The organism is Streptomyces yongxingensis (assembly GCF_055597465.1).
Map to the genome: position 1 here is coordinate 4897994 of NZ_CM145717.1, position 12549 is coordinate 4910542.

At 72.5% G+C, this 12549-nt stretch carries 7 protein-coding genes; 1 reads left to right on the forward strand and 6 read right to left on the reverse strand.

The annotated features are described in order from the left end of the window. Positions 1-123: 123 nt before the first annotated feature. Positions 124-3141, reverse strand: coding sequence for a tetratricopeptide repeat protein (locus ACZ6TD_RS20725; protein WP_471356112.1), 3018 nt, complete (start codon positions 3139-3141; stop codon positions 124-126). Between the two features lie 92 nt (positions 3142-3233). Then, a complete protein-coding gene (locus ACZ6TD_RS20730) occupies positions 3234-5846 on the reverse strand; it encodes a bifunctional FO biosynthesis protein CofGH (protein ID WP_471356114.1) in 2613 nt (870 codons plus the stop codon). 344 nt (positions 5847-6190) lie between these two features. Here ACZ6TD_RS20730 and ACZ6TD_RS20735 point away from each other — a divergent pair, with 344 nt between their 5' ends. Continuing rightward, a complete protein-coding gene (locus ACZ6TD_RS20735) occupies positions 6191-7738 on the forward strand; it encodes a CehA/McbA family metallohydrolase (protein ID WP_471356117.1) in 1548 nt (515 codons plus the stop codon). A 128-nt stretch (positions 7739-7866) separates the two neighbouring features. Here ACZ6TD_RS20735 and ACZ6TD_RS20740 read toward each other — a convergent pair whose 3' ends face one another. The 4 genes from ACZ6TD_RS20740 to ACZ6TD_RS20755 form a co-directional block, all read right to left on the reverse strand. Next, entirely contained in the window at positions 7867-8523 is a 657-nt protein-coding gene (locus ACZ6TD_RS20740; protein WP_471356119.1) for an O-methyltransferase, read from the reverse strand. A 107-nt stretch (positions 8524-8630) separates the two neighbouring features. Next, complete coding sequence (locus ACZ6TD_RS20745; RefSeq protein ID WP_471356120.1) at positions 8631-9323, reverse strand: SDR family oxidoreductase; 693 nt, start codon at positions 9321-9323, stop codon at positions 8631-8633. 265 nt (positions 9324-9588) lie between these two features. After that, on the reverse strand, positions 9589-11331 hold the full coding sequence (locus ACZ6TD_RS20750; RefSeq protein WP_471356122.1) for an N-acyl-D-amino-acid deacylase family protein: 1743 nt from the start codon (positions 11329-11331) through the stop codon (positions 9589-9591). Positions 11332-11394: 63 nt separating this feature from the next. Then, positions 11395-12522, reverse strand: a complete 1128-nt coding sequence (locus ACZ6TD_RS20755; RefSeq protein WP_471356124.1) for an LLM class flavin-dependent oxidoreductase — start codon at positions 12520-12522, stop codon at positions 11395-11397. Between the last annotated feature and the right edge of the window lie 27 nt (positions 12523-12549).

A 12549-nucleotide genomic window follows, 5' to 3' on the forward strand; every position in this document is an offset into this window, starting at 1 on the left:
CACCTAATGATCGGCTCTTGGCCGCCGCGGATTGTGAAGGCGTCATCACGGAGAAGACGACGGACGGCCGCATTCCGAGAATGCGAATTCCCTCACCGAATGTCGGCCGCGCGCCGAAAGCCCTTATCCGAGCGCCGTCCGGCCGTGGTCCAGGCTCGCCCGGAGCCCGGCGAGCGGGGCGCGCAGGGCGGCGAGCAGGGTGGGGTCGGCCCCGGGACACTGGGCGAGGTCGTCCAGTGCGCGTATGACGTCGTCGACGATCTCCCAGTACGGCCGGGTGGCGGTCAGCTCCGCCACGAAGCGGTCCGCCCCGGCCCCGTCCCCGAGGGCGGCCCTGCTGACGATCGGAGCGGCCACCCGGGCCTGCGGGTCCCACTGGTCGCGGTGCTCGTCCAGGAGCGCCTCGAAGGCGATCCACCGCTCTCGCGCATCGAGGAGACCTGCCGTGCGGCTCACCAGCATCGCGTACTCGAAGGCGATGTCGAGGTCCTGGTCGTCCAGGGCCGCCGCCCGCTCGATGTCCGTCGCGGCCACGGCGTACCGGCCCGCCCGGCGGTGGCACCTGGCCCTCGCCTCCAGCGTCTGTAGGTCGTCGGGGTCGAGCCCGAGCGCCCGGTCCAGATCGGCGAGGGCGGCCTCGTCCTCGCCCAGGCGCAGCCGCAGGGCGCCCCGGTTCGCGGGCACCCAGGCGTCGTCGGGATCGGCGGAGAGTGCGGTGTCGAAATCGGCCAGGGCTTCGCCGAGCCGACCGATGTGCTGATACGTCTGCCCCCGCCGGACCAGCGCGAACACATACGACGGCTCGATCTCGATGGCCCGGCCGAAGTCCGCCAGCGCCTCCTGGAAGCGGTCCGTCATCCGGTACGCCTCACCGCGCTCGGCGAGCGCCTCCTGATCGCCCGGATGGGACGCGAGGTAGCCGTCGGCCGCGCTGATCGCCTCCTCGTAGCGGCCCAGGTTGCGGAGGGCGTGGATATGGCTGAACCCGGCATGATCGGAGCCGAGTTCAATGGACCGTTCGGCGTCCGCGAGCGACTCCTCGTACCGCCCGAGCATCCGGTAGGTCGCCGCACGCTCCGCGTGGGCCCAGGCCCATTTGGGTCTGATCTCCAGGGCTCGGGTGAAATCCGCCAGCGCGCTGTCGTAGTCCCGGATCGCGTAGTGGACCAGACCGCGGGTGGACACGGTCCACGCGCTCCCGTCGTCCAGGTCGAAGGAGCGGGTGAGGTCGGCCAGGGCCTCCTCGAACCGCCCCAGAAGGCTGTTCACCTCGCCGCGCTGGGACAGCACCCAGGCGAAGTCGGGCTCGAGTTCGAGGGCGCGGTCGAGGCTTTCCCGCGCCTGCTCGTAACGCTTCATGCCGAGGTAGGCGTATCCGCGGGCAGCGTGGGCGCGGTCGCTGCCGGCGTCCAGCTCCAGCGCCCGCTCCGCGTCCGCCAGCGCCTCCTCCAGCTCCTCCATGTCCGCCCGGGCCATGCCGCGGAGCGCGAAGGCCACGGCCGAGGCCCGCTCGTCCTGCTCGACCTCGCCGATCAGGAGCGTCATCGTCGTCGCCATGTCGCTCAGCGTGGACTCCGCCAGGAAGCGTTCACCCCACGCCCGTACGGACTCGACTCCGCTGTCGCGGCCCGCCTCCAGCAGCGTCCGCATCCAGCGGCGCTCCCAGGACGTCGCCGTATGGTTCAGGTAGTCGCACAGATACGCGCGCAGCTCCCCGCGCAGCGCTTCCTCCGGGGTCGCGCACAGCCGGTGGTACGCCTCCTCCAGCCGGCAGTCCAGCCACCGCTCGTGCCGCCACTTCTCGTCCCCCTCCAACGACTCCTCGATCTGCCGCTGCCACCCCGCGAAGGCATCGGCCAGCCGGAGGTGGCGGGCGCGCCACGTCTGCGGGGACTGGTTGCGCTGGAGTCGCAGCATGGCCGTGCGGACGACCTCGTGGTAGCGGCAGCGGCCGGAGCTGTCGGTCACGAACGGGAGCGAGCGGAGCCAGCCGTAGAGCTCGGCCGCCTCGTCCCCCACCGCGGCCGCGAAGACGTCCTCGTCCAGGCGCCGGGGCAGGGCCGCGGCCAGGGCGACCGAGCGGTGGGTCTCGTCGCTCACCCACTTCAGGAAGCGCTCCACGGCGGTGCCGGAGGGGTCGCCCACGGCCTCGGGGGTGGTGGGCCGCGCCTCCGCCAGCATGGACACCAGCACCGGCAGCCCTCCGGTGAGGCGGAGGACGACCTCGATCACCTGCTCGTCGGCCACGCCCTTGGCCGTCAGGAGCTGCCGGGCCTCCGCCTCCGTGAACGGGACCAGGGGGAGGTCCACCACGAGGTCGGCGTAGTCGGCCCAGCAGCGCGGTGCGAGCGTGCCCTGTCCGGCCAGCGTCACCACCGCGTTGGCCGGGAGCGAGCCGTAGCGGCCCTCGAACATCACATCGCGCAGCCACACGTCGAGCAGCGGGCCGGTGCGCTCATAGGTGTCGAAGAACCACGCCACCCAGGGCACGGAGGCGGCCACCTCGCCGACGTCCCTGAGGAACGCGGGGGTGAGCGCGTCCAGGGGCGACATCACCAGGTCCACATCGTCATGGCTGCGGAGGCGGGCGCTGAGCTTGGCCCGTGCGCGGTCGGCGGCCTGGGCGACCCGGTCCGGTTCCGCCGCCCCGGCGAGCGCCCCGACGCCCGGCACCATGCCGAGCCCGACCAGCCCCGCCCGGACGGCGAACGTGCTCGACGCCGACGGCTGGGGGCCGCCCGCCGCCCCCTCCGTCGGCTGTGGCGCGGGCTGCTGCGCCGCCGCGTCGGCCTCGTGGCGCCGCTGCCGGTACGTCGCCAGCAGCTTGTCGAAGGACTTCAGCGGATGGCCCGCTTGCGCGAACTGGGCGCTGATGGCCGCCATCACCTCGGGGACGCTGTTCACGGACTCGTCCACGGAGGCGATGAGCGCCCGGTGCTCCCGCGCGGTGTTCTCGAGCTGCCGCAGCAGCGTCGTCTTGCCCACCCCGGCGTCGCCGCGCACATGGAACAGGAAGTGGTGCGCGGCGTCCTCGGGCGGCACGGCGAAGTTCTCCCGGAACGCGGCCATCTCCTGCCGCCGCCCCACGAACCGGCGCCGCCGCTGGATCAGCTCGCGCATCGTCGGACGCCGCTCTGCCATGGGTCCCCCTTCCCCCGGCTCCCCATGGCAGCGTATCCGCGCGGCGCGCGCCGGAGTATCGGCGCGGCGCGCCCGCGAACGGTGAGCCGGGGTCAGTCCCCCAGCACCGGGAGCAGCTCCGGCAGATGGCCGTCCGAGGCCAAGGCGGCGGCCTGGCGGTCCTCGGGGACGGGGCCGTAGGTGGTGCTGCGGGCGCGGGCCGGGCGGCCGGCCAGTTCGGCGATGGCCACCAGGTCCTGGATGGAGCGGTAGGAGCCGTAGGAGGAGCCCGCCATACGGGAGATGGTCTCCTCCATAAGGGTGCCGCCCAGGTCGTTGGCGCCGGAGCGGAGCATCTCGGCGGCGCCCTCCGTGCCCAGCTTCACCCAGCTCGTCTGGATGTTGGGGATATGGGGGTGGAGCAGGATCCGCGCCATGGCCGTGACGGCGCGGTTGTCGCGGGTGGTGGGGCCGGGGCGGGCGATGCCGGCGAGGTAGACGGGGGCGTTGGTGTGGATGAAGGGGAGGGTGACGAATTCGGTGAAGCCGCCCGTCTCCTGCTGGATCTCGGCGAGCAGCCGCAGATGGGCCAGCCAGTGGCGGGGCTGGTCCACATGGCCGTACATCATCGTGGACGAGGACCGGATGCCCAGCTCATGCGCCGTTTTGACCACCTCGACCCAGGTGGCCGTCGGCAGCTTGCCCTTGGTGAGCACCCAGCGCACCTCGTCGTCCAGGATCTCCGCGGCCGTGCCGGGGATGGTGTCCAGACCCGCCTCGCGCGCCGCCGTCAGCCATTCGCGGATGGACATGCCGGTGCGGGTCGCGCCGTTGACGACCTCCATCGGGGAGAAGGCGTGGACGTGCATGCCGGGCACGCGCTCCTTGACCGCGCGTGCGATGTCGAAGTACGCGGTGCCGGGCAGATCCGGGTGGATGCCGCCCTGCATGCAGACCTCCACCGCGCCCACGTCCCACGCCTGCTGGGCGCGGTCGGCGACCTGGTTCAGGGAGAGGGTGTAGGCGTCGGCGTCGGTGCGGCGCTGGGCGAAGGCGCAGAAGCGGCAGCCGGTGTAGCAGACGTTGGTGAAGTTGATGTTCCTGGTGACGATGTAGGTGACGTCGTCCCCGACGGTCGCCCGGCGCAGATCGTCCGCGATGCGGCACAGGGCGTCCAGCGCCGGGCCCTCGGCGTGGAGCAGGGCCAGCGCCTCGGGGTCGGTCAGCCGGGTCGGGTCGTCGGCGGCCTGGGCCAGCGCGGCCTTGACGTCGGCGTCGATGCGGGAGGGGACCATACCGGGGGCGGCGGCCTCGCGCAGCGCCTCCCAGTCGCCATAGACCTCGTCGAAGTCCTTACGGCGGTCACCGGTGCGGCCCTCGGTGTCGATGGCGCGGTGCAGATCGGTGCGGCCGGAGGCGCTGAACGCCTCGTCGGGCTCCTGCCAGGGCAGCCCGGTGGGGATCGCGTCCTCGCGGGCCAGGCCGGTCTCGGGGTCGGCGAGGGCGGTGACATGCGGCAGCAGCCGGGGGTCCAGCCAGGGCTCGCCGCGCCGGACGTACTCGGGGTAGACCGCGAGCCGTTCGCGCAGCCGGAAGCCGGCCGCCGCGGAGCGCTCGGCCAGCTCGTCCACCTGGGGCCAGGGGCGCTCGGGGTTGACGTGGTCCGGAGTGAGCGGGGAGACGCCGCCCCAGTCGTCGATACCGGCGCCGATGAGCTGCTCGTACTCCGCGTCCACCAGGTTGGGCGGCGCCTGGATGCAGGCGGACGGGCCCAGGATGTGGCGGGCGACGGCGACGGTGGCCACCAGGTCGTCCAGCTCCGCGTCCGGCATCCCCCGCATGGCGGTGTCCGGCTTGGCGCGGAAGTTCTGGACGATGACTTCCTGGATGCCGTGGTACGAGCGGGAGACGCGGCGCAGCGCGAACAGCGAATCCGCCCGCTCCTCATGCGTCTCGCCGATGCCGATCAGCAACCCGCTGGTGAACGGGACGGAGCTGCGCCCGGCGTCCTCCAGCACCCGCAGCCGCACCGCCGGCTCCTTGTCGGGCGAGCCGTAGTGGGGGCCGCCGGGCTCGCTCCACAGCCGCTCGGCGGTGGTCTCCAGCATCATCCCCATGGAGGGGGCGACCGGCTTGAGCCGCTGGAAGTCGGTCCAGGTCAGCGCGCCGGGGTTGAGGTGGGGCAGCAGGCCCGTCTCCTCCAGGACGCGGATCGCCATGGCCCGTACGTACGCGATGGTGTCGTCGTACCCCTCGGCCTCCAGCCATTCGCGCGCCTCGGGCCAGCGGTCCTCGGGGCGGTCGCCGAGGGTGATCAGCGCTTCCTTGCAGCCCATTTCGGCGCCCCGGCGGGCGATGGCGAGGACCTCGTCGGGCGACAGATACATCCCGTGGCCCGCGCGGCGCAACTTGCCGGGGACGGTCGCGAAGGTGCAGTAGTGACACTTGTCCCGGCACAGCCGGGTGAGCGGGATGAAGACGCTGCGCGAGTAGGTGATGACCCCGGGGCGGCCGGCCGCCTCCAGGCCCGCGTCGCGGACCCGGGCGGCGGAGGCCATCAGCTCCCGCAGGTCGTCGCCGCGCGCCTGGAGCAGCACCGCCGCCTCGGCGGTGTCCAGCGCCACGCCGTCGCGGGCGCGCTTGAGTGCACGGCGCATCGCGTTGGCTGTGGGGGCGGCGGAGCCAGTCGGGGCACCCGGTTCGTTTCCCTGCGCGCTCGTGGTCATCCTCCGAGCATACGAGCGGTGTGGGACACCGCCAGACGGCCCGGGCCTGCGGTTTTGTGGGTCTGATCACGGCGGCCGCGGGCCGTGGGCGGGAATACGGCGTGGTGGAACGTGCGGGCTACACGCACGGGGCGCCGACGACCGGCGCCCGGACCGGACTTGGCGGGGGCGCGGATCGCCGGGTGGGGGCGGCGGGGCCGGGGCGGGCGCGGCGGGGCCGGGGCGGGGCCGCCCGTTCCCTCTCCGCCATGGAGTTATCCACAGGGCTTTCCGCGCGTGTCACCCCCGCGTACAACGGTGTCACGCGGGTGTCGGACGGCACTCTCGACTCTGGGGGGCACCTCATGCAGCGACGCGATGTACTCAGGCTCTCCGCGCTTGCGGGCGCGGCGGGTGTGCTGACACTCGATCCCATGACCTTCACGCAGGCCGACGCGGCGGGCACGGCCGACGGCCCCGAGCAGACCAAGACCCTCAGCGGCCATCTGCCCACCGGCGCGCCCGACTTCGTCTACGTACCGGTCGAGGTCCCGCGCGGGGTGCGCGAGATCGCCGTGTCGTACTCGTACGACAAGCCGACCGTCCCGGCCGGCACGCAGGGCAACGCCTGCGACATCGGCATCTTCGACGAGCGCGGCACGGAGCTGGGCGGCCGCGGCTTCCGCGGCTGGTCCGGCGGGGCCCGTACGGAGTTCGCCATCAGCGCCGAGGAGGCCACCCCCGGCTATCTGGCGGGGCCGGTCGGGGCGGGCACCTGGCATGTGGTGCTGGGGCCGTACACGGTCGCCCCGCAGGGCCTGGACTACAAGGTCACCGTCACGCTGCGGTACGGCGCGCCCGGCACCACCCCGAAGCAGGGGGCACCTCCCGGACGGAGTCTGGGGGCATATCCGCCGCAGCGCGCGAAGGGCCGGGGCCGCGCCTGGTACCGGGGCGACTCGCATCTGCACACCGTGCACTCCGACGGCAAGCGGACCCCGGCCGAGCTGGTCGCCGCCGCCCGCGCCGCGGGGCTGGACTTCATCACCACCACCGAGCACAACACGACGTCCGCGCATGCCGCGTTCGAGGGCCTGTGGGGCGATGACCTGCTGATCCTCACCGGTGAGGAGATCACCACGCGCAATGGCCATGTGGTCGCCCTCGGCACCGACCCCGGCGTCTTCATCGACTGGCGCTACCGCGCCCGGGACAACCGCTTCGGCCAGTTCGCCCGCAAGGTCCGGCAGGCCGGCGGCCTGGTGATCCCGGCCCATCCGCACGGCACCTGTGTCGGCTGCAACTGGAAGTTCGGCTTCAACGAGGCCGACGCGGTCGAGGTGTGGAACGCGGACTTCACCCCCGACGACGAGGTCACGATCTCCGAGTGGGACAACACACTGGTGGCCGCCTCCCGCGGCGACGGCCGCTGGCTGCCCGCCGTCGGCCACAGCGACGCCCACCGCGAGCCCCAGGTCGTGGGCCTGCCCCAGACGGTGGTGCTCGCCGACGACCTCTCCCGCACCGCCATCCAGGAGGGCATCCGGGCCGGCCGTAGCTGGATCGCGGAGTCCTCGAAGATCGACCTCACCTTCGAGGCGGTCGGCGGACGCGGCAAGCACGCCGGAATCGGCGAGCGCCTGAGGGTCGGCAGCGCGGAGGAGATCACGGTCCGCCTGAAGGTCTCCGGCGTGGGTCCGGGCTGCTCGGCGCGGTTCATCACCGACCAGGGCCAGCTCTACGGAACGCCGGTCCCCGCCTCCGGGGAGCTCACCGCCGAATGGCGTACGACGCCGTCCTACGCGGCGTACGTCCGCGCCGAGGTGCGCCACGCCCCGGCGGACGGCGGGGCGTCGGGCATACCGGGCCCGATGGCGGCGATGACGAACCCGATCTGGCTCGGCGAGCGCTGACGGCTTCCCGGGGAGTCGGAGCCGTACAGGCACAGGGCCGTACAGGTACAGGGGAGGTAAGGCCCGCGAGGCGTCGGCCGGTGATGTGTCACCGGCCGACGAGCCGATCCCGCGGTTCAGAGGCGGGGTCAGAGGCGGCAGCTGATCTCCATGCCGTCCTCGATGGGGAAGCTGACGTTCTGATAGCCGTTCGCCGGGTCGCGTACGTAGTCGAGGTACGGCCGCATGGGGCCCTCGAACTGGTCGATGTCGTCGGCCACGACGAGGGCGCCGGGGCGCAGGCTCGGTTCGAGCATCCGCAGCACGGGCAGGCACAGGTCCTTCCAGCCGTCGAGCAGCACGAGGTCCAAGGGGCCCTCGAGGTCGGCGAGGGTCTCCCGGGCGTCCCCCTCCAGCACGGTGATCAGGTCGTCAAGACCGGTCTCGGTGAAGGTGCGGTGGGCCGCGGCGATCTTCTCCTTGCTCATTTCCGTGGTGATGACGCGCCCGGTGCCGTTGTCCCGCACGGCGGCGGCCAGATGGAGCGTGGAGATCCCGTAGGACATGCCGAACTCGACCACCGTGGCCGGGCGGATGGCGCGCACCAGGTTGTAGAGCAGCTTCCCGCCGTCGGCGGAGATCGGCATGTAGATCCCGGCCGCGGCGTCGGCGAGTTCCTGCGGGGCCATCTCCAGCGCGCCGGGCGGGAGCTGCGCCTGGGCGGTCTCGTCCTGCTCGGCCAGCGTGAACATGCGGCTGATGGCGGTCTCGACCCGGGGGTCGGCAAGGGTGTGAGTGAGTGTCATGGCCGCTAGAGTAGACGCTACGTTGCGTCTCGTCTAGCGGATACAGGGCTGCCCCCGGGGTAGCCCGGGGGCAGCCCCCGGTTGAGGAACAGGGGCCGTGTGTCCTGTCAGTTGGTGCGGCGTGCCGCGCGGACGCGGCGGCCGCCGTCGACCACCAGGTCCGCGCCGGTGATCCAGGACGCCTCGTCCGAGACCAGCCAGCGGACCGCGCGCGCCACGTCCTCCGGTTCGCCGATACGGGCCAGCGGGAGCGTCGCGGCGATCTCCTGTTCGCCGGGCTCCCAGACGAAGCGGGCCATCTCGGTGCGGATCAGGCCCGGTGAGACGGCGTTGACGCGGACGGAGGGGGCCAGCTCGGCGGCGAGCTGGCGGGTGAGGCGGAGGAGGGCGGTCTTGGTGGTGCCGTAGGCGCCGACGTCGGGGCCGACGCCGTGCGTGCCCTCGGTGCAGATGTTGACGACCGCGCCGCCGTGGTCGCGCATCCAGCCCCGCCAGGCCGCCTGGGTCAGCCGTAGCGGGGCCTCCACGTTGACCGTGAAGGACGTGCGCCAGGCGAGCGGGTCCACCGCCATCAGTGGGCCGAGCGGCGCGTTGGTGGCGGCGTTGTTGACCAGGATGTCGAGGCGGCCGAACTCCGCCAGGGTGCGGGCCACCGCCGACTCCACGTGGGCCGGGTCCGCCACGTCCCCCGGGCAGCCGATGGCGCGCGGGCCGAGGCGGCGTACGGCGTCGGCCAGCCCCCTCGCGTCCCGCGCCGTGACGCACACCGCCGCACCGTCCGCCGTCAGCGCCTCCGCCACGGCGAGCCCGATGCCCCGTGAGGCGCCCGTGACCAGGGCGGCCCGCCCGGCGAGAGAGCCGCGTCCGCCGCCCGGTCCGGTGAGTCCGGTAGGGCCTGTGGGACCCCCGGGGCTGGTGGGGTCCGTCGGGCCGGTGGGGCCACCCGGCCCGCCACGCCCGCCACGCCCGCCACCGAGCCCGGTGGGACCGATGGGGCCCGTGGGGCCACCCGGCCCGTCACGCCCACCACGCCCGCCACCCCCGGCCGCAGCGTTCACCGCCGTCTCAGCCCCTCGTGCTCACCGTCTCCGTGTCGCGGCCCGACCGGAGCACCCGCCCCGGCACCGCGCCGGTGATCTCGTCGTCCCGGATGGTCTCCGTGCCGCCCACCCGGACGCTCACGATGCCCGTGGCGCGCGAGTCCAGCCGGGGGCTGTCGCCCGGCAGGTCGTGGACCAGCCGCGCCTGGCCCGCGTCGATCCGGTCGGGGTCGAAGAGGACCAGGTCGGCGTGGTAGCCCTCGGCGATCCGGCCACGCTCGCGCAGCCCGAGCAGCCGCGCCGGATCGTCCGTCAGCATCCGTACCGCCCGCTCCAGGCCGACCAGCTTCCGTCCGCGCAGACAGTCGCCGATGAAGCGGGTGGTGTACGGGGCGCCGCACATCCGGTCCAGATGGGCCCCGGCGTCGGAGCCGCCGAGCATGACGTCCTCGTGCTCCCAGGTCCGCCGTCGCAACTCCCAGCTGGCCGGGTCGTTGTCGGTCGGCATCGGCCACAGCACCGTACGCATCTCATCCGCCGCGCAGATCTCCACCAGGCAGTGGAATGCGTCCTGTCCGCGCTCGGCGGCGATGTCGCGGACGACGCGCCCGGTCAGCCCGGCGTTGGCCGCGCTGTAGGTGTCGCCGATGACATATCGCCCGAAGTGGGTGAGCCGCCGGAAGACCCCGGCCTCGGGGCTGCCGGCGCGGCGCAGCATCTCCTCCCGTACGGCCGGGTCACGGAGGGCCGCGATCCGTTCCGGGATGGGCAGCCCCAGGATGTCGCCCCAGCCCGGGATGAGGTTGAGCGCGCAGAAGGTGCCGAGCGACATGTTCATGGGGGTGAGGATCGGCATGGTGAGCGCGACGATCCTGCCGCCCGCCTTACGGGCGCGTTCGCTGGCCTGGAGCTGGCGCGGCACCCGCTCGGGGACGGCCGCGTCGATGGTCAGGACGTTCCAGTTGAGCGGGCGGCCGGCGGCCGCGCTCATGTCCACCAGCAGGTCGATCTCCTCGTCGGCGAACTGGTCGAGACAGCCCGCCACGATGGCCTCGATCTGCGTCCCCTCGTGGTCGCCGACGGCCCGGGAGAGCGCCAGGAGTTCCGCGGGCCGGGCGTGGCGGGAGGCGACCGGCTGCCCGTCCCCGTCCGAATGGGTCGAGGACTGGGTGGTGGACAGCCCCCACGCCCCCGCGTCCATCGCCTCGTGGAAGAGCCGCAGCATCTCCTCCAGCTGCGCGGGGCTGGGCTGTCCGCCGATCGCGTCCTCGCCCATCACATGGCGGCGCAGTGCGCAGTGCCCCACCATGAAGCCCGCGTTGACCGCGATCCGGCCCTCCAGCGCGTCCAGGTACTCGCCGAAGCCGTGCCAGTTCCAGGGCGCGCCCTGCTCCAGCGCCACCAGCGACATGCCCTCGACCCGGCTCATCATCCGCCGGGTGTAGTCGGCGTCGCCGGGCCGGTCGGGGTTGAGCGGGGCGAGGGTGAAACCGCAGTTGCCGCCGGCCACGGTGGTCACGCCGTGGTTCATGGAGGGGGTGGCGTACGGATCCCAGAACAACTGGGCGTCGTAGTGGGTGTGCGGATCGACGAACCCGGGCGCGAGGACGAGCCCGGTGGCGTCCTCGCTGGACCGGGCCGGTTCGGTGACGGCCCCGGGCTCGGCGATGGCCACGATCCGGCCGTCCCGGATGCCGACGTCGGCGACGTACGAGGGCGCGCCGGTGCCGTCCGCCACGGTGGCGCCCTTGATCAGGTGGTCGAGCACGGGTTCAGGTCCCTTCTCGCGTCTGCGGCCGGCGTCTGCGGCCGCTGGACGACGGCTGTGCGGCTACTGGGTGACGGCCTGGCGGAACCGGGTCGTGCGGTGCACCGGATCGGTGTCGATCTTCGGGATGACGTGCTCGCCGATGAGCTTGATCGTGTTCATCGTGTCCTCGTAGCCGATCCCGATCGGCAGCCCGAACGACAACTGGTCGGCCCCGGCCTGCTCCCACCGCTTGCACTGGCGGAAGACCTCGTCCGGGTCGCCGCAGATCATCAGCTCCTCGGCGATGAGGAGTTCGATGATCTCCTCGGTGTACTCCGGCAGCAGTTCCGGCCACTGCGGGATGCCCTCGGGGCGGGGGAAGGTGTCGTGATAGCGGAAGAGCAGCGACTGCAGGTAGTTGAGCCCGCCGCCGAGCGCGACCTCGACGGCCTTGGCGTGGGTCTCGGCGCAGATCGCGGTCGAGGTGACCATCACGTTGTCGTTGACGAAGCCGCCGACCGGCTCGGCCTCCTTGACCGCGTTCTTGTAGGAGTCGAGGGCCCACTCCATGTCGGAGACCTTCTGGATGGAGAAGCCGAGCACGCCGAGGCCCTTCTTACCGGCCATCGCGTACGAGGGCGGGGATCCGGCCGCGTACCACATCGCCGGGTGGGCGGCCCCGTACGGCTTGGGCAGCACCTTGCGCGGCGGCAGGGACCAGTGCTTGCCGGTGAAGCCCTGGTACTCGTCCTGCAGCCACATCTTGGGGAACTCGGCGATCGTCTCTTCCCAGATCTCCTTGGTGGCGTTCATGTCGGTCACGCCCGGCAGGAAGCCCAGGATCTCGTGGCTGCCCGCGCCCCGGCCGGAGCCGAACTCGAACCGGCCGCCGGAGAGGTGGTCGAGCATCGCGACCTTCTCGGCCACCTTGACCGGGTGGTTGACCTGCGGCAGCGGGTTGAAGATGCCGGAGCCGAGGTGGATGCGCTCGGTGGCGTGGGCGAGATAGCCGAGGAAGACGTCGTTCGCGGAGAGGTGGGAGTACTCGTCCAGGAAGTGGTGCTCGGAGGCCCATACGTACTTGAAGCCCGACCGGTCGGCCTGGATGACGTACTCGGTCTCCTCGACGAGCGCGTGATGCTCGGCCTCGGGGTCGGTTCGGCGTCGGCTTTCGGGGACGTAGCCCTGCACAAAGAGTCCGAATTCCATGGAGGTTCACCGCCTCAGACGAACGTC